Source organism: Millisia brevis NBRC 105863, assembly GCF_001552615.1.
In the GTDB taxonomy this organism is placed as follows: Bacteria; Actinomycetota; Actinomycetes; order Mycobacteriales; family Mycobacteriaceae; genus Millisia; species Millisia brevis.
This window is the reverse complement of sequence record NZ_BCRN01000013.1, coordinates 41,634-60,998: the sequence shown is the minus strand read 5'-3', so window position 1 is coordinate 60,998 and position 19,365 is coordinate 41,634. Positions and strand designations below refer to the sequence as shown.

Annotated in this window: 18 protein-coding genes; 10 read left to right on the top strand and 8 right to left on the bottom strand. The window is 69.4% G+C overall.

The annotated features are described in order from the left end of the window. Positions 1 to 7: 7 nt before the first annotated feature. Positions 8 to 1,390 (bottom strand): purine-cytosine permease family protein, encoded by a 1,383-nt coding sequence (locus MB1_RS17430; RefSeq protein WP_066910160.1) that lies wholly within the window; start codon positions 1,388 to 1,390, stop codon positions 8 to 10. Between the two features lie 340 nt (positions 1,391 to 1,730). Between MB1_RS17430 and cofG the strand changes: the two genes are divergently transcribed. The 4 genes from cofG to ahpF all read left to right on the top strand — a co-directional run bounded on the left by cofG (position 1,731) and on the right by ahpF (position 7,803). Next, on the top strand, positions 1,731 to 3,989 hold the full coding sequence (gene cofG / locus MB1_RS17425; RefSeq protein WP_066910157.1) for a 7,8-didemethyl-8-hydroxy-5-deazariboflavin synthase CofG: 2,259 nt from the start codon (positions 1,731 to 1,733) through the stop codon (positions 3,987 to 3,989). Then, positions 3,986 to 5,443, top strand: coding sequence for a flavin-containing monooxygenase (locus tag MB1_RS17420; protein WP_066910154.1), 1,458 nt, complete (start codon positions 3,986 to 3,988; stop codon positions 5,441 to 5,443). The genes cofG and MB1_RS17420 overlap by 4 nt, the downstream gene beginning before the upstream one ends. A 204-nt stretch (positions 5,444 to 5,647) precedes the next feature. After that, positions 5,648 to 6,211, top strand: coding sequence for an alkyl hydroperoxide reductase subunit C (gene ahpC / locus MB1_RS17415; protein WP_066910151.1), 564 nt, complete (start codon positions 5,648 to 5,650; stop codon positions 6,209 to 6,211). Beyond that, positions 6,211 to 7,803: an alkyl hydroperoxide reductase subunit F gene (gene ahpF / locus MB1_RS17410; protein WP_066910148.1), complete on the top strand. Its 1,593-nt coding sequence runs from the start codon at positions 6,211 to 6,213 to the stop codon at positions 7,801 to 7,803. Before ahpC ends, ahpF begins: the two co-directional genes overlap by 1 nt. Positions 7,804 to 7,906: 103 nt before the next feature. Here ahpF and MB1_RS17405 read toward each other — a convergent pair whose 3' ends face one another. The 5 genes from MB1_RS17405 to MB1_RS17385 all read right to left on the bottom strand — a co-directional run bounded on the left by MB1_RS17405 (position 7,907) and on the right by MB1_RS17385 (position 11,416). Beyond that, a complete protein-coding gene (locus MB1_RS17405; protein WP_066910145.1) occupies positions 7,907 to 8,704 on the bottom strand; it encodes an alpha/beta hydrolase in 798 nt (265 codons plus the stop codon). 152 nt (positions 8,705 to 8,856) lie between these two features. Then, positions 8,857 to 9,270 (bottom strand): hypothetical protein, encoded by a 414-nt coding sequence (locus MB1_RS17400; RefSeq protein ID WP_066910142.1) that lies wholly within the window; start codon positions 9,268 to 9,270, stop codon positions 8,857 to 8,859. 182 nt (positions 9,271 to 9,452) lie between these two features. Then, positions 9,453 to 10,409 carry a hypothetical protein gene (locus MB1_RS17395; RefSeq protein WP_157084137.1) on the bottom strand — a complete coding sequence of 319 codons (957 nt, stop codon included), beginning with the start codon at positions 10,407 to 10,409 and terminating at the stop codon, positions 9,453 to 9,455. Positions 10,410 to 10,427: 18 nt separating this feature from the next. Then, entirely contained in the window at positions 10,428 to 10,997 is a 570-nt protein-coding gene (locus MB1_RS17390; RefSeq protein ID WP_066910135.1) for a hypothetical protein, read from the bottom strand. After that, positions 10,994 to 11,416, bottom strand: coding sequence for a hypothetical protein (locus MB1_RS17385; RefSeq protein WP_157084136.1), 423 nt, complete (start codon positions 11,414 to 11,416; stop codon positions 10,994 to 10,996). The genes MB1_RS17390 and MB1_RS17385 overlap by 4 nt, the downstream gene beginning before the upstream one ends. Before the next feature lie 175 nt (positions 11,417 to 11,591). Between MB1_RS17385 and MB1_RS17380 the strand changes: the two genes are divergently transcribed. Next, entirely contained in the window at positions 11,592 to 12,251 is a 660-nt protein-coding gene (locus MB1_RS17380; protein ID WP_084352059.1) for a helix-turn-helix domain-containing protein, read from the top strand. Positions 12,252 to 12,286: 35 nt separating this feature from the next. Here MB1_RS17380 and MB1_RS17375 read toward each other — a convergent pair whose 3' ends face one another. Further along, positions 12,287 to 12,940 carry a DUF305 domain-containing protein gene (locus tag MB1_RS17375; protein ID WP_066910473.1) on the bottom strand — a complete coding sequence of 218 codons (654 nt, stop codon included), beginning with the start codon at positions 12,938 to 12,940 and terminating at the stop codon, positions 12,287 to 12,289. Positions 12,941 to 13,237: 297 nt separating this feature from the next. On the opposite strand from MB1_RS17375, the gene MB1_RS17370 reads away from it, so the two are divergent. From MB1_RS17370 to MB1_RS17350, 5 genes are all read left to right on the top strand, one after another. Then, positions 13,238 to 14,755, top strand: a complete 1,518-nt coding sequence (locus MB1_RS17370; RefSeq protein WP_066910127.1) for a CoA-acylating methylmalonate-semialdehyde dehydrogenase — start codon at positions 13,238 to 13,240, stop codon at positions 14,753 to 14,755. 5 nt (positions 14,756 to 14,760) lie between these two features. Next, entirely contained in the window at positions 14,761 to 15,921 is a 1,161-nt protein-coding gene (locus tag MB1_RS17365) for an acyl-CoA dehydrogenase family protein (protein ID WP_066910124.1), read from the top strand. A 22-nt stretch (positions 15,922 to 15,943) separates the two neighbouring features. Continuing rightward, a complete protein-coding gene (gene mmsB, locus MB1_RS17360; protein ID WP_066910121.1) occupies positions 15,944 to 16,828 on the top strand; it encodes a 3-hydroxyisobutyrate dehydrogenase in 885 nt (294 codons plus the stop codon). Between the two features lie 197 nt (positions 16,829 to 17,025). Further along, the gene (locus MB1_RS17355) at positions 17,026 to 17,502 is read left to right on the top strand and encodes a MarR family winged helix-turn-helix transcriptional regulator (RefSeq protein WP_066910470.1); all 477 of its coding nucleotides are present in this window, start codon (positions 17,026 to 17,028) and stop codon (positions 17,500 to 17,502) included. 7 nt (positions 17,503 to 17,509) lie between these two features. Further along, positions 17,510 to 18,103: a hypothetical protein gene (locus MB1_RS17350; RefSeq protein WP_218000262.1), complete on the top strand. Its 594-nt coding sequence runs from the start codon at positions 17,510 to 17,512 to the stop codon at positions 18,101 to 18,103. 9 nt (positions 18,104 to 18,112) lie between these two features. Here the strand turns inward: MB1_RS17350 and MB1_RS17345 are convergent, their stop codons facing one another. Then, positions 18,113 to 19,036 (bottom strand): serine hydrolase, encoded by a 924-nt coding sequence (locus MB1_RS17345; protein ID WP_084352096.1) that lies wholly within the window; start codon positions 19,034 to 19,036, stop codon positions 18,113 to 18,115. Positions 19,037 to 19,365 lie beyond the last annotated feature (329 nt).

Genomic DNA, 19,365 nt, shown 5'->3' with positions numbered 1-19,365 from the left:
GAGTCGTTCAGGAAGCCGACTCGGTGGCCGGTGCGAGGTGGCCCGCGGGCGCGTCGGTGGGCTGCACCCGGTAGGGCAACATCACCAGGCCGTAGAGCACCGCGCTGAGTAGGAAGGCCGGGATGGTGGCGCCGATCGGCAGCGGCCACACATAGGTCCAGACATAGGACACGATCGCTCCGATCAGCCAGACGACCACCGCGCGGGGGTTGATTCCGGCGGTGTACCAGTACTTTCCGGAGCGGGCCCGCAGGATGTCGCGCGAATACGAGCCGCGCTTGATCAGGTAGTAGTCGACGATCATGATCGCGAAGACCGGCACGAAGAGGGCGCCGATCATGACCAGGAAGTCGGTGAACTGGGCGAGCAGCCCGAACCAGGTGGCACCGAGGATCGACACCAGCCCGAGAACCAGCGCGGTGGGCAGGAACTTCAGCGGACCGCCGACGCGGGCGTTGACCACCGAGGTGACCATGCCGTAGACGACCATCGAATTGGTCGCCATCACCGACACGAAGATCACGATCGCCAGCGGCGCACCGAAGGCCGCGACCAACACACCCGGGTCGAAGGAGATCGCCTCGTCGCCGCTGAGGATGACGTAGCCGATGACGGTGGCGCCCAGGGACATCGAGATGATCGTCGACAGGATATAGCCCAGGCCGCCACCGACGATGCCGGCCCGCGAGGACCCGGCGAGCCGATTGAAGTCCGCGGACAACACCGTCCACGACATCGCGGTGGCGATGACGATGTCCAGCACGATCACCGGGGTGTAGCCGAGGTCGATGTCGACCGGGATCGCCTGGTACTCAACGGGGCTGAAGGTGGTGAACGCGGTGACGAAGACCCACGCGATGATCAGCAGCATGATGGCGGCCAGCCACGGTTCGACGCGGGCGATGCCCTCGTGCCCGAAGATGGCCAGTCCCACCACGATCGCCTGACAGAGCACCGCAAACAGGATCGGGCTCGAGAAGCCGGTCAGGTCGGCGATCAGATAGTCGACGGTCAGGCCGGCCAGCATCGCCTGCACCCAGCTCCACCCCATCAGGATGACGACATTGGCCGCGACCGGCAGCAGGCTGCCGTTGATGCCGAAGGAGCCGCGGGTCAACGCCATGGTGGGCAGGCCGGTGCGGGTGCCGATATTGCCGACGGTGACCAGCACGATCGCCCCGATGACGGTGCCGACGACGATCATCGCGATCGCGGTGCCGAAACTGATCGCCGGGACGAGCAGGGTGCCGGTCAGCAGGGTGGTGACCACCAGGTTCGCGGCCAACCAGATCATGCCGATGCGACCGGTGGACAGGGTGCCGCGGACCGGGCCCGCACCCTCCGCCTGCGCCGAGGTATACCGATCGAGTCGGGCGTAGAGAGAGGACATGCAGACTCCCGAATTTCGCCTGGGGATCCCGCACCGACGCCAGAGCCCGCCCCGTATCCGGCGGACCCGATGCGCCCGCCGCCGATATCGCACGCGTCGATATCGGACAAAATGCTAACCCGGACACCGCAACCTCGCCGGGTGCACGAGTAGCGACCAGCGGTAGACGCGGTGGGTGCGCTCGCCGATCCGCGCGGCGTGCCATCCTCGAGGGAGTCGACGGACTATTCCGTGCCGTCGTGGCGTTCCACCTAGGCACGTCGGCGCGAACCGCCCGTCGAGCACCACGCGGACCCCTCCGCGACGGTGACCGCCGGGCAGCACGAGGAGGCACCCGCCCATGGCAGCAGTGGTCGATGGCACGACGCGACCCGCGCACGGCCCCGCCCGCGCGGTGGTTTCCGGTGGCCGCGCCCCCGACGTATCGATGCTGTTGGCGCGCGGTGACGAGCTGGCGGAGCTGGTCGCCGAGGCCGGGCGCATCCGCGACGAGGGGCTCGAGCGAGCCGGCCGCCCCGGCGTCATCACCTGGTCGCGCAAGGTGTTCATCCCGGTGACCACCCTCTGCCGGGACCGCTGCCACTACTGCGTCTTCGTCGACACCCCCGCCAAGCTGACCCGCAAGGGCATCCCGCCCTATCTGTCGGAGGAGCAGGTCCTCGCGACCGCCCACCAGGGCGCGCACCTGGGCTGCAAGGAAGCGTTGCTCACCCTGGGCGATCGCCCCGAGGAGCGCTGGGACGTCGCGCGCGAATGGCTCGACGCACACGGGTGGGCCTCGACGCTCGACTACATCGGCCACCTCGCGCGGCGGATCACCGCGGAGACCGGCATGCTCGCGCACCTCAACCCGGGGGTGATGAGCCACGACGAGTTGGTCGCGCTGCGCCCGACGGCGCCGTCGATGGGCATGATGCTCGAGACCACCTCGACCCGGCTGTTCACCGACCCGGGCGAGGCTCACTTCGGGTCCCCCGACAAGGACCCGGCGGTGCGGCTGCAGGTCCTCGAGGACACCGGCACGCTGCGCATCCCGTTCACCACCGGTCTGCTGATGGGCATCGGCGAGACCCCGCAGGAACGGTTCGAGACGATCCTCGCGCTGCGGGATGCCCAGCAGCGGCACGGCAATCTGCAGGAGATCATCGTGCAGAACTTCCGGGCGAAGCCGGGAACCGCGATGCAGGCCGCGGACGACGCCGATATGGACGCCTATATCGCCACCGTCGCGACCACCCGGATCGTGCTCGGGCCGGACGCCCGCGTGCAGGTACCGCCGAACCTCAGCGACCCGACCGAGTTCTCCCGACTGGTCGCCGCCGGCATCGACGATTGGGGTGGCGTCAGCCCGCTGACCGCCGATCACGTCAACCCGGAACGGCCCTGGCCCCAGGTCGAGGCCCTGGCCGCGGCGACCCGCGCCGCCGGGTACACCCTGCGCGAACGGATCACCGTGCACCCGCCGTATATCCACGACCGCGACCGGTGGATCGATCCGGCCCTGCACGAGCCGGTGCTCGCCCTCGCCGGCGAGGACGGGTTGGCCGGCTTCGGCGCCCGCCCGGTCACCCCGCTCGGTTCGACCGCCGACCCACAGACCTCCGGCCGGACCCGACGCGATCCGATCGAACGGGCCGCCGACGACCCCTCCGGGCTCTCGGACGACGACTATGCGGCGCTGCTGACCGCACGCGGCGCCGAACTGGACCGGCTGACCGAGCTGGCCGACGAACTGCGCCGCTCGATGGTCGGCGCGACGATCACCCAGGTGGGCAACCGCAACCTCGGCTCGGACCGGGTATGGGATCCCGCGGTGGTCGCCGACGTCGCCCGCGACACCGTCGACCTCGGCGCGACCGAGCTGTGCATCCAGGGCACCGCCGGTCCCGATGCCCCGGATGACGTCTACGAGCGGATCGCGGCGGCGGTCAAGCGGGCCGCCCCCGGTCTGCACCTGCACGCCTTCCGCCCGGCCGATGTGATCGACGGGGCCCGGCGCACCGGGCGTTCGGTGACCGAGCAGTACGCGGCCCTGCGGGCGGCCGGGGTCGACACCGTGCCGGGCACCGGGGTCAAGATCCTCGACGAGGCCTACCGGGCGCGGGTCTTCCCCACCGACCTGCCGGTGCAGCGGTGGGAGGAGGCGATCCGCGCGGCGCACGGCCTGGGGCTGCGCTCGACGTCGGTGCTGTTCTACGGGCACGGCGAGACGCCACAACAGCTGGTCGCGCACCTGCGGGGGCTGCGGCGAATCCAGTCGGATACCGGCGGCTTCACCGAACTGGTGCCGATGGCCTTTCCGGGCGGCTCCCATACCGAGGACGACCATCGGGCGGTACACGCGGTGGCCCGGCTGATGTTGCACGGCAGCATCCGGCATATCCAGGCGGCGTGGACGCGGCTCGGCGTCGAGGGGGCGCTGACCGTACTGCGTTCCGGCGCCGACGATCTCGGCGGCACCTTGCTCGACGGCCGGGTGGTGCCGGAGGCCGGTGTCGAGTTCGGTCGGCAGCTGCCGGTCGAGGATGCCCGCCGGATCGCCAAGACCCTCGGCCGACAGTTGCGCATCCGCACGACCACCTATGGAGTGGCCCGGTGACCCTGCGGGTACGGGTGGCGGTGGTCGGTGCCGGCTTCGCCGGAATCGCGATGGGCCGACGGCTCGCCGCGGCCGGGGAGTCGTTCGTCATCCTGGAGCGGCGCGACGGGGTCGGCGGCACGTGGTACGACAACACCTACCCCGGCGTCGCCTGCGATGTGCCGGCCCACCTCTACTGTTTTGCCGACGTCCCCAACCCCGGTTTCAGCCGAGTCTTCGCCCCGGGGGCCGAGATTCGCGAATACTTGGAAACTGCGGCGGCGCCGGTGGCCGATCGGCTGCGGCTGCGCACCTCGCTCGACGGCGCCTCCTGGGACGGTCGACGGTGGACGCTGCGCACCTCGACCACCGGCGAGGTGTCGGACGCCGGGGATGCGCGGACCGTGATCGCGGACGTACTGATCCTGGCCTGCGGCCGGCTGACCGAGCCGAGCCTGCCCGCGGTACCGGGCGAATTCTCCGGTCCCATCGTGCATTCGGCGCGCTGGGATCACGACATCGACCTGTCCGGCCGCCGGGTGGCGCTGGTCGGCACCGGCGCGACCGCCGTCCAATTGCTACCCGAGCTGGCCGCGAAGGCCGCGTCGGTGACCGTGCTGCAGCGCAGCGCCCCCTACATCCTGCCCAAGGGCGACCGGGGCTACGAGGCCGCCGAGCGCGAACTGTTCGAACAGCGCCCCACCGTCCTGCGCGACCTGCGCTCGACGATGTTCGACGAGGCCGAGGCGGTCTTCGACGAGCGGGCCGGCGCGGGCCGCGAGGCCGCGCGCTCCCGGGCGCTGGCCCACCTCGCCGACCGGGTGATCGATCCGGTGGTCCGCGAAGCAGTGCGCCCGGACCACGAATTCGGTTGCAAGCGTGTTCTTTTCAGCGACGACTACTACGAGTCACTCAACCTGCCGCACGTGCGGCTGATCCCGCAGGCGCTGGACAGCTACTCGGCGAATGCGGTGCACACCGCGGACGGCGGACGGCACGAGGTCGATGCGGTGATCCTGGCGACCGGCTTCCGCAGCACCCGCCAGCCCTATGCCGCCCTGATCCGCGGCCGCGGTGGTCGCACCCTCGAGCAGCACTGGTCCGAGGGGATGCGCGCCTACGCGTCGACCGCGGTGCACGGCTTCCCGAATCTCTTCGTGCTCGATGGACCGAACGCGACGCTGCCGCACAACTCGGCGGTGTTGATGATCGAGGCGCAGGCCGACTACGTCACCGGCGCGCTGCCGTGGACGCGGCGCGGGCCGCTCGAGGTGACCGCCGAGGCGGAGGAGGCGTACGCCGCCGAGATAGCCGAGCGCAGCGGGGTGTGGACCAGCGGGTGCAGCAACTGGTACGTCGATCCGCGTTCGGGTCGGCAGGTGCTGCTATGGCCGGGACGAGCGGCGGAATTCCGAAATCGGTTCGGCCACTTCGATCCCGGGCCGTACCAGACACGTGAGCCTGCCCGAGTGTAACCCCGCGCGGCCCCGCAGCGGGGCGCCACACCACCCTCCGGGACGCCTCGGATGGGGAACGTCACAAACCTCGAAAATCGTGGCGAAGGTCAATTTGCGTTTCCGATCTTTTCTGGATTAAATCCAGATACGGGGGTTACGTTGTCGTTCCCCGCATCGCACCACTTGTGCCGATATCCCGTCGTTCTCCAGGAGGGTTCTGCCGTGTCCCTGATCAACACCACCATCAAGCCGTTCAAGGTCAACGCCTACCGTCAGGGCAAGTTCCTCGAGGTCTCCAGCGACGATCTGCTCGGCCGCTGGTCGGTCTTCGTCTTCTACCCGGGCGACTTCACCTTCGTCTGCCCGACCGAGCTCGAGGACATCGCCGAGAACTACGACGCCTTCCAGGCGCTCGGCGTCGACGTCTACTCGGTGTCGACCGACAGCCACTTCGCGCACAAGGCGTGGCACGAGACCTCCCCGGCCGTCGGCAAGGTCCAGTACACGATGCTCGCCGACATGACCTTCCAGCTCTCCCGCGACTTCGAGGTCCTGATCGAGGACGCCGGCCAGGCGCTGCGCGGCACCTTCGTCGTCGACCCCGAAGGCCGCATCAAGACCATCGAGGTGCACGACACCGGCATCGGCCGCGACGCCCAGGAGCTGCTGCGCAAGGTGCGCGCCGCCCAGTACATCGCCGCCCACCCCGGCCAGGTCTGCCCGGCCAAGTGGGACGAGGGCGACGACACCCTGGCCCCGTCGCTGGAACTGGTGGGCAAGATCTGATGTTGGACGCCACTCTCAAGAACCAGTTGTCGACCTACCTGACCAATCTGCGGCATCCGATCGAACTGGTGATCACCGCGGACGACCCGTCCACGGCGGAACCGGCTCGCGCCAAGACGATTCGGCAGATGAACGATCTGCTCGACGATATCGCCGCCCTCAGCGACCGGGTGACCGTCCGCGAGGACAACACCCTGGATGTGCGGCGTCCGTCGTTCCTGATCACCCGACCGGGCGAGGACTCGGGCGTGCGTTTCGCGGGCGTCCCGATGGGCCACGAGTTCACCTCGCTGGTGCTGGCGCTGCTGCACGTCGGCGGCCACCCGGCCAAGGAGGAAGCCGCTCTGCTGGAGCAGGTTTCGGCCCTGAGCGGTCCGCTGCACTTCGAGACCTACTTCTCGTTGACCTGCCAGAACTGCCCGGACGTGGTCCAGGCGCTCAACCTGATGAGCGCGCTGAACCCGAACATCACCCACACCGCGATCGAGGGCGGCGCCTTCGCCGACGAGGTCGAGCAGCGTCAGGTGATGAGCGTGCCGACCGTGTACGTCAACGGTGAGGTCTTCGGACAGGGTCGGATGACCCTCGCCGAGATCGTCGGCAAGCTCGACGACTCGGTCGGCGAGCGCGAGACCGAGCAGATGAACGAGCGCGAAACCTACGACGTGCTGGTCATCGGCGGCGGACCCGCCGGCACCACCGCGGCGATCTACGCTGCCCGCAAGGGAATTCGCACCGGACTGGTCGCCCGTAAGCTCGGCGGCCAGGTGCTCGACACCGGCGGCATCGAGAACTTCACCTCGATCCTACATACCGAGGGCCCCGCCTTCGGTGCCGCGCTCGAACAGCATGTGCGCGACTACGACGTCGACGTGATCTCCCGGCAGCAGGCGATCGCCCTGCACCCCGGCGCGGAGCCCGGTGCGCCTATCGAGATCGAGTTCGACAACGGTGCGCGGCTGACCGCCCGCTCGGTGATCCTGGCGACCGGCGCCCGCTGGCGTTCGCTGTCGGTGCCGGGTGAGGACGACTACCTCAACAAGGGTGTCACCTACTGCCCGCACTGCGACGGCCCGCTGTTCAAGGGCAAGAAGGTCGCGGTGATCGGCGGCGGCAACTCCGGCGTCGAGGCGGCGATCGATCTGGCCGGGCTCTGCGAGCAGGTCACCCTCTTCGAGTTCGACTCGCAGCTGCGTGCCGACGAGGTGCTGCAGCGCAAGCTGCACAGCATGGGCAACACCACCGTGCACACCTCCGCTCAGGTGAACCAGGTGGCCGGCGACGGCTCGAAGGTCACCGCGGTCAGCTGGATCGACCGGGCGAACAGCACCGAGGAGAAAACCGACCTGGACGGCATCTTCGTGCAGATCGGTCTGCTGCCCAATACCGACTGGCTCGAGGGGACCGTCGAGCTGAACAAGCGCGGCGAGATCGTCATCGACGGTGCGGGACGTACCGAGGTCCCCGGCGTCTTTGCCGCCGGCGACTGCACCACCGCGCCGTACAAGCAGATCGTCACCGCCGCGGGCTCCGGCGCCACCGCCGCCCTCAGCGCGTTCGACTATCTGATTCGGGTGTCCGCACCCGCGTAACACCCCGCAGAACCGAATGGGCGTCGAGGCTTCGTGCCTCGGCGCCCATTCGGTTCTGCGGAACGGGTGGGAGTCGACACCCACGCGCCCCCAGTGACAGGTCTCAGGGTGCGCGGGCCAGCAGATCGCCGCGCACGGCCACAAACCGTCCGACCCGGTCGGCGACCCGTCGGTGGTCGACCTCGTTGAGCACATCGTGTCCGGCGCCGTCGACCACCTCAATACGCAAATCCGGCAGTCGCTGCGCCCACGGGGTCACCCCGTCGAGGGGGGCGATCCGGTCGCGGGCACCGTGTACGGCGAGCACGGGAACCTCCAGCCGATCGGCCCCGGCCTCGAGTCGTTGCCAGGCCGGCGCGAACGCCGCGGCCAGATCGTCGGCGTTGTCGGCGCTGGTGAACACCTGCGGGTCACCGGCCAACTGCTCGAGGTAGGCCGGGTCGGACGACAGGTCCGCCGGGTCGAGGTCGAGCCCGCCACCGGCGTCGATATCGGTGAGCCAGTCCAGCGGTGACAGCGGCGCCCCGCTGATGGCGAGCGCCGCGTAGTCGTCGGAGGCGTCCAGGGCGGCCCAGAGCGCGACCAGGCTGCCCAACGAGTGGCCACCGAGGGCCAACGGCAGACCGGGTGCGTGGCCGCGGGCGATGGCGGCCAGGCGGCCCAGATCGTCGGCGAGATCCTCGATCGATCCGAAGGCACCCCGGCCCCCATCGCTGAATCCGTGGCCCCGCAGGTCCAGGGCCCACAGGTCGACGCCCTGCGCGCCGATCTCCTCGGCGAAGCGGCGGTAGAGGCCGCTGTGCTCACCGAAGCCGTGAGCGAAGATCAGCGCCGCACGCGGACGCCGAGTCGGCCAGTGGCGGTAGAACACCCGCCCGCGGGTCGTGGTGAAGTACGGCATCGGCGGGCCCCCTCACATCTCGAAGCTGTGAGAGTTCGACGATCCGCGCGACGACATGCTGGTCATGGTGGTGGCCCACCCCAACCGCCGTCACCGGTTACGACCACGGCGATCGTAATTGCGGCCGACCGGCACGGCCCGCCGGGCCGCCGCTACCGGGCGGCGGCGAAGCAGTCCCGCAACCCCAACCGGTTGACCGCCGCCGACACCTTGCGCGGATGCAACGACAGGGTGGTGCGGATCCAGTGCATCGATCGGCCGGTGGCCGCGGCCCGGCGGATCACCGCGTCGCGCTCCTCCTCGGTGAACGATGTCCCGCGGACCCGCTCCGGATCGGAGATCGCCAGTTCCACCAGGTACTCGTCGACATCGGGCGTCGAGTCCGCGAACATCTCGTGCGGAATCCAGTCCGGCAGGGTCGCCGTCGCGTGAACCCCCGCGTGCGGACGCCCGTCGTCGTCCCAGACCACCCCGGCCCGTACCACCCCGACCGGTCCACGCCGGTCGATGATCTCCTCGCGCGTCTGCCGCAGGCAGGACGACAGGAAGGGGCACTGCGCACACATCCGTGCCGCACCGGCCCGGGCGGAGACACTGTCCGACTCGAACGCGTCGAGTACCGAGTCACAGACGCGCCCCCGCGCGGCCGTGCACGTTCCCAGATTCGCTTGGTATTCGCTTTGCATTGGCCATCCCCCTCGCTTCTCCACCCAGTATGGCTCAGATTTCGCTTATTTGGGTGAAAGCGTTACAGACTAGCAGCTTTTGTCCGGCCCGAATCACCGGAACGGACCGCTGCGTCTGCCAGGACGACCATCATCTGATGGGTGATCATCGGCGATCTGCTGCCCCACCAGGCGGCCCGCCGCGTCGAGTAGGTGCGGGCGTCACGGGGGACCATCACGTCGTCCCCCGACCGCAGGACCTCGGCATACATGCCGCTGGAGCGGCGGATCGCGCGGTATCGCCGCACCCGATCGGGCAGGACGGTGGCCGAGTAGAACAGCGAGCCGGCGCCGATGAAGATCAACGGGATCAGCGCCCCGGCCCAGCCGATCAGCTCCGCGTGGGCCCGATACCAGTCCGGCGTCCCCCCGGAGTGCATCTGCAGCCGGAAGAGCAGATTGGAGGCCGGCAGCAGCCCCGCGATCGCGCCGGCGGTCATCAACAGCAGGGGCCGACCGATCGGCGAATCCCGCACGCCGGGCAGGCGCACCATCCGCACGAGGTAGAACATCGCCCCGCAGGAGGCGGCGATCATCGTGCCGACGTAGAGCCCCCAGAAGAGCAACAGACCCCGGTCGAGAGGGAAGTCGCGGAAGATCGCGCCGCTCGGCGCCCAGGAGGCGGAAGAGGACAGGAAGCCCGCGATCGTGGCGAGCGCGACCGCCGGGGTGACGACGCGGAAGACCCGCCGCCAGATCGCCGGCCGATCGGAGACGGTCACCGCCACCAGTTCGACGACGGTCATGAAGGCGAAGACCCCGGCGACCGCGGCGATCAGCTCGGTGCCGTTGTGGACACCGAGCAGCCCGTGGAACCAGGGATCCATCACGTCGTCGGCGACACCGGGCATGCGGATCACCGTGCTGACCGCCATCGCGAAGACGACGATCGTCAGCGGCCTACTCGACGGGCGGGACCGCCAGTAGGCCAGCCGGGCGACGCCGATCGCGGCGAGCGCGACCGCCGCGAGCACCACCACGACCACATCCACAAGCCGTCACACCCGCCAGCCGAAGAGCCCGGCGATCTTGCCCAGGAATTCGCGATCCCGCGGCGGCAGGTCGGGCGGGAACAGCGGCTTCCGCAGATCCTCCGCCCGCGTCATGATCAGCGTCGCGACCTGCTCGGCCTCCGCCTCGACCGGATGCAGGGCCGAGCCGCTGCGCGCGAAGCAGACCTGGGAGCGGGCGAGCCGCTGGATCAGGTAGTCGGGCAGGTCGGGCGCGATCCGGCGGATGTTCTCCGCCAGATAGTCGAGGAACTCGGCGTGCCCACCCGCCCGGTGGGCCAGCAGGATATGCGCAACCTCGTGACAGATGATGTGCTCGCGATAGCGCCCGGTGGCGCGGGAACTGACGTAGATGACGTCACGGGTGGCGGTCGGAACCCACAGCCCGGTGATCTCCCGGTCGACCTCCTCCGGGAGCGGCTCCACCACGATGAGGCGGCCGAGCCGAATCCCCACGTCGCCGAGGAATCCCTCGATCGACCAGGGCCGACGGAAGGGCAGCGTCTGCACCACCCTCCGGACGGCCTCGTCGCCACCGCGGTCGATCGGCGGTGTCACGACGATCGATAGGGATCGGGTGCGCCGTACCGTTCGTGAGTGGACTCGATCAGTCGGCCGACGGCCGACACCGACTCCGCGGACAGCTCCGGCCGTCCGGAGCGCAGGGCCATCAGCGATACCGGGACGCCCGACAACATGGTGAACAGTTCGAGCTGGTGCAGATAGCGCGCCTGCTCCTCCGGCGAGCCCAGCAGGTAGGACCGGGGCGCCGAAAAATGCGCGGCGATCGCCTCGAGCACGTCGTCCGCGGGAACGGCGTCGCCCTCGATCGCCTCACGGATCAGCGAGGTCTCGATCGGGCGGCCGACCACCGGAGCGACCGCGGCGGCGATCGATTCGTCGGTCTCGGTCCGGCCCGCGGCCGCGGCGGTCTCCACCAGGATCCGAATTCTCTCGGACAACGACAGTGACTCCATGCCCACTCCTCCCCGCCCGACCACCCGACTGCCTCGTACCGAATTCTATGCGTGGTATCCGACGCGTACCGGATGGCTTGCCATGGTACGGCCGGTATTGTCCACTGAACGAACGACAAAACATCCCCATTCGCTGATCCGTCGGGTCGGACAGGTCAGTAGCTAGGCTGGCCGAATGACACCCACTGACCGCGTTCGTTTCGGACACCTCGTCCGTTCGCGGCGCGAGGAGTTGGGCCTCACCCAGGACGACGTGACCGCCGCCGGCGGTCCATCGGACACCACCCAGACCCGGGTGGAGAACGCCGAAGGTCCGCCTCCGAATGTGACCACCCGCAACAAGCTCGACCGACCGCTGCGCTGGCAGCCCGGCAGCGCGGCCCGGGTGTGGGCCGGGGGCGATCCGATCCCGCTGGACAGCTCCCCCTCGCGATCGGCGCCTGCCGCCGAGGCCCCGCGCACCGTGGTCGGCCCCAACGAGGTGCCGATGTCGGTGCGGCAGCTGACCTCGCTGCTGGAGATCTATACGCGTCTGGCGGCGGACGACCACGCCGACCAGCAGGTGCTGATCGACCTCAAGGATCTGGTCTCGTCGCTGGTCGGGCGATGGGTCACCGAGGTGCTCGAACACACGTCCGGGCCACAGATGGACGTGCCGACCCTGCTGCGGTTCGCTTTCGGTCGGCATCTCGAGGAACCGATCGACGTCGCTGCGGGCGGCGACGAGGACGGCCTCTACCGGCGCTGGTTGATGTGGGGGGCGGAGGCCACCGGCGTCACCCCGGAGCAGAACAAGTTGTTCGAGAAGCGCCTGCACAACCGCGCCGACGACTGACCGAGTCTCGTCGGTGCGGCGCCGGAGGCCGGCCGTCAGCCGGCGAGCTCCTGCCCGCCGCGGGCGAGCAGCAGCCCCCGCATCAGCCCGATCTCGCTGTTCTGCTCCCCGATCATCGACCCGGCGAGCTGTCGGGTGGCCTCCCCGGTTCGCGGATCGTCGCGGGCGACGGTCGCCATCTCGATCCCGCCCTCGTGGTGGCGGATCATCAGCTGCAGGAACAGCACCTCCGCGTCGACGCCGCGGGCGGCCGCCAGGCGCTGGATCTGTTCGGTGGAGGCGGTGCCCGGCATCGGCGGGTGCTCCCCGTCGGCGTCCGCCGCGGTCTCGTGGTCGTGGGCGCCGGATCCGTCGTCGACGTGCATCCAGGCCATCGGCTCGGCGGCGCCGGCCGGTTCGCCGAACCACGTCAGCCAGCCGCGCATGGTCGCCGTTTCGGCGGTCTGCGCCACCACGATGCGGTCGGCGAGCCCCCGCACCTCGGGGGCGACGTCGGGAGCGAGGGTCCGGGCCATCAGGATCGCCTGATCGTGATGCTCCGACATGTCCTGCGCAAAGCCGATGTCCACCACGCTCGGGACCGGTACGTCGGCTGCTCGGCCCGACTCGCGGGCCATACCCAGGACGTAACCGATCGCCAGGACCATGACGCCGACCAGTAGGGCGCCGATCGCCGGCAGGGCGCGCATGATCACGAGCCGATGGTAGTGACCCGGTTCGCGGGCGGCGTGTCCCGCACGCCGAGGTCGAGCGCGTGGAAGCCGTCGTTGCTGCGGGCCACCCAGATCCGATCGCCCGCTTTCGCGGAATCGGGTCAACGGCCGGTTGGGGAGGCGGAGACTGCGAAATACGTGGGTACAGGGGCATGGGTCGGCCGATCGTCGAGGCGACTCTTTACACCCATTGATATCCGATTGTAGGATGTCCAAGTAATTGCTCGGGCGGATCTCCCGTCCGAAGGAGTCGCGAGAATCCGGAGCGAAAACATGGCACAGGAACTGACACACTTCGTCGCGGGCAAGCGCCTGCCGGGTACCTCGGGCCGGTTCGGGGACGTCTACAACCCCAATACCGGAGAGGTCGCCGCGAAGGTGCCACTCGCCTCGGTCGCCGAAGTCGACGCCGCGATCGCCGACGCCGAGGCCGCGCAGATCGGCTGGGCGGCGACCAACCCGCAGAAGCGGGCCCGCGTGCTGATGAAGTTCCTCGAACTGGTCGCCGGCGAGATGGACTCGCTCGCCGCCCTCCTGTCCTCCGAGCACGGCAAGACGATCGCCGACGCCAAGGGCGACATCCAGCGCGGCCTCGAGGTCATCGAGTTCTGCATCGCCGCACCGCATCTGCTCAAGGGCGAGTTCACCGACTCCGCCGGCACCGGCATCGACGTCTACTCGATGCGCCAGCCGCTCGGCGTCGTGGCCGGCATCACCCCGTTCAACTTCCCTGCGATGATCCCGCTGTGGAAGGCCGGCCCCGCACTCGCCGCCGGCAACGCCTTCGTCCTCAAGCCCTCCGAGCGCGACCCCTCGGTGCCGCTGCGCCTGGCCGAACTCTTCCTCGAGGCGGGCCTGCCGGCCGGCGTCTTCAACGTGATCAACGGTGACAAGGAAGTGGTCGACGCGCTGCTGAACGACGACCGCATCAAGGCGGTCGGATTCGTCGGCTCCACCCCGATCGCGCAGTACATCTACGAGACCGCCGCCAAGAACGGCAAGCGCGCCCAGTGCTTCGGTGGCGCGAAGAACCACGCGATCATCATGCCGGACGCCGACCTCGACGACGCCGCCGATGCACTGGTCGGCGCCGCCTACGGCTCCGCCGGCGAGCGCTGCATGGCGCTGTCGGTCGCCGTCCCGGTCGGCGAGAAGACCGCCGAAGCCCTGCGCGAGAAGCTGATCGAGCGGATCGGCAAGCTGCGCATCGGCACCAGCGATGATCCGAACGCGGACTTCGGCCCGCTGGTCGGCCGCGATGGTGTCGAGCGGGTCGACCGCTACATCAACCAGGGCGTGGAAGAGGGCGCCGAGCTGGTCGTCGACGGACGCGGCTTCGCGCTCGACGGACACGAGGACGGATTCTTCGCCGGCGCTTCGCTGTTCGACAAGGTCACCACCGACATGTCGATCTACCGCGAGGAGATCTTCGGACCGGTCCTGGTGATCGCCCGCGCCGATGACTACGAGGCAGCGCTGAAGCTGCCGCACGAGCACGAGTACGGCAACGGTGTGGCGATCTTCACCCGCGACGGCGACACCGCCCGCAACTTCGTCAACCGCATCAACGTGGGCATGGTCGGCGTCAACGTGCCGATCCCGGTGCCGATCGCGTACCACACCTTCGGCGGCTGGAAGCGTTCCGGCTTCGGCGATCTCAACCAGCACGGCCCGGACGCGTTCCGCTTCTACACCAAGACCAAGACGGTCACCCAGCGGTGGCCCGCCGGACTGCGCGAGGCCGCGACCGGTGAGGCGACCGACCACTTCGTGATCCCCACCATGAGCTGATCGCGATGTTCGAATTATCCGAGGACCAGCGTGCCATCACCGAGATGGCCCGCGACTTCGCCGACGAATATCTCGCGCCGCACGCCGCGGAATGGGACCGGGACAAGCACTTTCCGGTCGACGTGCTGCGCAAGGCCGGTGCGCTCGGAATGGGCGGCATCTACATCCGTGAGGATGTCGGCGGGTCGGAACTGCAGCGTCTGGACGCGGTGCGCATCTTCGAGCAGCTCGCTCGGGGATGCCCGGCGATCGCGTCGTACATCTCGATCCACAACATGGTCGCCTGGATGATCGACTCCTACGGTGACGACGAGCAGCGCAAGGCATGGCTGCCCCAGCTGACCTCCATGGAGGCGCTGGGCAGCTACTGCCTGACCGAGCCGGGTGCCGGCTCGGACGCGGGAGCGTTGTCCACCAAGGCCGTTCGCGACGGCGACGAGTGGGTCCTGTCCGGGGTCAAGCAGTTCATCTCCGGCGCCGGCAGCACCGACGTCTACGTGGTGATGGCCCGCAGCGGCGGTCCGGGACCCGGCGGCGTCTCGGCGTTCATCGTGCCCGCCGGCGTCGAGGGGCTGTCCTTCGGCACCAACGAGGCGAAGATGGGCTGGAACGCCCAGCCCACCCGGCAGGTGATCCTCGAGCAGGTTCGCGTGCCCGCGGCGAACCTGCTCGGCGGCGAGGGCAACGGCTTCAAGATCGCGATGAACGGGCTCAACGGCGGCCGGATCAATATCGCCGCCTGCTCGGTCGGCGGCGCCGCCGAGGCGTTCGACCGGACGGTGAGCTATCTGGCCGATCGCCGCGCCTTCGGTGGACCGCTGCTCGACAATCCGGTGGTCCAGGCGCAGCTGGCCGATATGCGCACCTCGCTCGAATCGGCGCGCACCCTGCTGTGGCGCGCGGCCGCGGCGCTGGACGCCGGGGCCCGCGACAAGGTCGAGCTGTGCGCGATGGCCAAGCTCGTGGCCACCGACTCCGGCTTCAACGTCGCGAACCAGGCCCTGCAGCTGCACGGTGGCTACGGCTACCTCGAGGAATACGGAATCGAAAAAATCGTCCGGGATCTGCGGGTACACCAGATCCTGGAGGGAGCCAACGACATCATGCGGGTGGTCATCGGTCGCGACATCGCACGCCGCCCGCTCGACGGTAGGAGCACTCGATGAGCACCGACGCTAGGAGTACTCGATGAGCACCATCGCCTTCCTCGGGCTGGGGAATATGGGCGGGCCGATGGCGGCGAACCTGGCCGCCGCCGGTCACACCGTGCACGGCTACGACCCCTCCGCGACGGCGCTGGCCGCCGCGGAAGCCGCCGGCATCACCCCGGCGGACTCCCCGGCAGCGGCGGTCAAGGGCGCCGAGGTGGTGATCACGATGCTGCCCAACGGGTCGTTCGTGATCGATCTCTACCGTGAGATCGTCGATATCGCCACGCCGGGAACGCTGTTCATCGACTCGTCGACCATCGACGTCGCGGATGCGCGCACCGCCAACGGGATCGCCGTCGACGCCGGGCACCGCGCGATCGACGCCCCGGTCTCCGGTGGCGTGGTCGGAGCGGCCGCCGGCACCCTGGCCTTCATGGTCGGCGGCACCGAGGAGACCTTCGCCGAGGCGTCGCCGTACCTCGAGGTGATGGGTCGCAAGGTGGTCCACTGCGGTGGCACCGGCAACGGTCAGGCCGCGAAGGTCTGCAACAACATGATCCTCGCGGTGTCGATGATCGCGGTCAGCGAGGCCTTTGTGCTCGGCGAGAAGCTCGGCCTGACCCATCAGGCGCTCTTCGACGTCGCCGCCAACGCCTCCGGCCAGTGTTGGGCGCTGTCGACGAACTGCCCGGTCCCCGGGCCGGTGCCGACCAGCCCGGCGAACAACGACTACAAGCCGGGATTCGCGACCGCGTTGATGGACAAGGACCTCGGCCTGGCGGTCTCGGCCCTCGACGCCAACGGGGTCGACGCGACCCTCGGTCGACGGGCGGCGGAGCTGTACCACGCCTTCCGCGAGAACGGCGGAGCCGGCGAGGACTTCTCGGCGATCATCAACGACATCCGCGAACGGTCGGCCTGATCGCCCACGTGAGAGGTCGATCACCCGCAGGCCGCCATCCGGCCCGGTCGCCCGGCCGCCATCCGGCGCGATCCCCCGGACGTTCGGTACTGTCCCATCCGGTGATTTCCGACGACACGACCCCCGACGCCACCGGTGCCTCCGCGCCCGGTGGCGGCGGGGCGTCGCCGGCCGATCACCCACACCGCGCCGACCCGATCGGCGAGGCGCACCGCCAGTGGATCGATCACGGCTGGGGTGACGTCGCCGACGGCATGGCCGCGGTCACCGCGATCATGCGCGCCCAGCAGATCATGCTCTCGCGGGTCGAGCACGTCCTCAAACCGCACGGGCTGACCTTCGCCCGCTACGAACTGCTGCGCCTGCTGGCGTTCACCCGCTCGGGTCGACTGCCGATGGCGAAGGCCGGCGCGCGCCTGCAGGTGCACCCGACCAGCGTCACCAACGCGGTCGACCGGCTGGAGGCGGCGGGCCTGGCCCGGCGTCTGCCCCATCCCACCGACCGGCGCACAACCCTGGTCGACATCACCGCCGCCGGCCGCGAGGTGGTCGCCGCGGCCACCGAGGACCTCAACGCCCGCGTCTTCGCGGACGTCGGACTGGCCCCCGATTCGCGGGCGGCCCTCATCGAGGCGTTGACCGAACTGCGCCGGTCGGCCGGAGACTTCGACTAGGGGTGCGGTGATCGAGCCGGTTCCCGACGACGCGTCGGCGGGGGAATCGGGGATTCGGCTGTGGTGGCTGCCGGTCGGCGCGGGCGGACACGTCGTGGTGCACACCAGCCGGTGGTGGGAGCTGATCACCGCTCGTCGGGAGCACCGCGATCCGCAGCCGCTCTTCCACGCGGCGCTCGAGGTGATCGTCGACGGCGTACCGCGGCTGATCGAGATGGCGCCGGCCTGGGGTCCGGGTGCCGGGGCGCCGACCGTGGTCGCGACCGGCCCGGTGGGGCTGGCGATCCTGGGCCGCTCCCGCCTCTTCCGCTACGAGATCCGGTGCGCTCCGAACGGGGTGCTGCCCGATCGGGCCTACGCGGTCGACTCGCCGGTGCCGATCGCCGCGGCGGCCGAATCGGGCCGCGCCCTGCTCGACCGGATCGACGCCGTCCCCCGCCATACCTGGGGTCGGGATGTCTACCGGATCGGCGACATGTGGAACTCGAATTCCGTGGTCTCCTGGCTGTTGACCTGCACCGATATCGACGCCGACCGGATCGCGCCGCCGGCGGGCGGTCGGGCGCCGGGCTGGCGGACCGGCATCGTGGCGGCCCGCTGACCGGCGCAGCTACGCGCCGGTACGGCCGCCGGGGAAGAGCAGTTGGGTGACCCGGGTGATCGTCTCGCGGGCATGCTCGGCGCCCTCGTCGCCGCCACCGCCGGCCGCCGCGACCGACTCGCGCGAGACCAGGATGATCACGTAGCGGAAACCGACGCCGGCGAGCCCGGTCGACAGGTGCAGCCATTCCATGTCGACGCAGCACATCCAGCCCTGCTTGACCGCGAGCATGTGCTCGTTCGGCAGCCCGTCGGGCAGTCCGAAGCGCTGGTCGTATCCGTCGGTGCCGTTATCGGTGTACGTCGCCAGATCCGACAACAGCAGCGTCGCCTGGTCCGCCGGCAGGCCGCCGCGACCGTCGAGCACTTCCTCGTAGAAGGTGGCCAGATCGCTCGGGGTGACCATGGTCATCCACCACGGCTGCCCCGGATCGATGTAGGTGCCGGTCAGGCCGTACCGCTGCGCGACCCGATCGATGATGTCGGTCCCGCCGTAGGCATCCCACAGCACCTGGGCGGCCGAGTCGTCCGACGACTGGAGCATGACGTTGAGCATGTCGCGGTCGTCGTCGGAAAGGGTGATGTCGGTGCCGTCGCGGGTCAGCAGATCGTCCGCGATGAATAGCTTCGAAATCGAGGCCGAGGCGACCTGGGTGTCATCACCATTGGTGACCGTTTCACCGGTGGTGCGGTCGACGATGAGGATCGATACCTCGGACCCGCGTTCGGCGGCGGCCTGCGTGGCCACCCCGACCCGGAAGTTGATGTCGGCCGGCAGATCGGCCTGCTCGGTCTCCTCCGCGACGTCGCCCGATACGGGTGTCAGCGGGGTCTCCCCGATTGCTGCGGCCGATGACGCGGACGACTCCGGCCCACCTTGCTGATTGATCACATCGATCACGAGGACCCCGACGATCCCGATGACCAGCACCATGCCGAGCGCGATCCATCGCAATCGCGGACGCCCGGGACGTCGCCAACGTGGCCGGCGGGAGGACTCCCGCGTCTCGGTTTCCGGCACCTCTCCAGCTTCCCCGGCCGTTTCGACCCGCCTAGTTGTCACCGTCTCCACTCCGATCCGAACCCGGCAAACGGTGCGTTTCGACAGCAACTATCCCGTTCATCGTCGGCGGACAACCGATCATAGGACGTCAAACAGAGCCATTCCGACCCCCATATCGGGTACGTGGTTCAGAACACAACAACACACGCCGCTCGAGGTCTCCCGGGAATCCCCGGTGAGACCGGCTCCGTCCCGGCCGG

Bases quoted from the DNA above. Each gene is read 5' to 3' on its own strand.
- MB1_RS17430 (WP_066910160.1), bottom strand. From the start codon at position 1,390: ATGTCCTCTCTCTACGCCCGACTCGATCGGTATACCTCGGCGCAGGCG.
- cofG (WP_066910157.1), top strand. From the start codon at position 1,731: ATGGCAGCAGTGGTCGATGGCACGACGCGACCCGCGCACGGCCCCGCC.
- ahpF (WP_066910148.1), top strand. From the start codon at position 6,211: ATGTTGGACGCCACTCTCAAGAACCAGTTGTCGACCTACCTGACCAAT.
- MB1_RS17405 (WP_066910145.1), bottom strand. From the start codon at position 8,704: ATGCCGTACTTCACCACGACCCGCGGGCGGGTGTTCTACCGCCACTGG.
- MB1_RS17400 (WP_066910142.1), bottom strand. From the start codon at position 9,270: ATGTGTGCGCAGTGCCCCTTCCTGTCGTCCTGCCTGCGGCAGACGCGC.
- MB1_RS17385 (WP_157084136.1), bottom strand. From the start codon at position 11,416: ATGGAGTCACTGTCGTTGTCCGAGAGAATTCGGATCCTGGTGGAGACC.
- MB1_RS17380 (WP_084352059.1), top strand. From the start codon at position 11,592: ATGACACCCACTGACCGCGTTCGTTTCGGACACCTCGTCCGTTCGCGG.
- MB1_RS17375 (WP_066910473.1), bottom strand. From the start codon at position 12,940: ATGCGCGCCCTGCCGGCGATCGGCGCCCTACTGGTCGGCGTCATGGTC.
- MB1_RS17370 (WP_066910127.1), top strand. From the start codon at position 13,238: ATGGCACAGGAACTGACACACTTCGTCGCGGGCAAGCGCCTGCCGGGT.
- MB1_RS17365 (WP_066910124.1), top strand. From the start codon at position 14,761: ATGTTCGAATTATCCGAGGACCAGCGTGCCATCACCGAGATGGCCCGC.
- mmsB (WP_066910121.1), top strand. From the start codon at position 15,944: ATGAGCACCATCGCCTTCCTCGGGCTGGGGAATATGGGCGGGCCGATG.
- MB1_RS17345 (WP_084352096.1), bottom strand. From the start codon at position 19,036: ATGGTGCTGGTCATCGGGATCGTCGGGGTCCTCGTGATCGATGTGATC.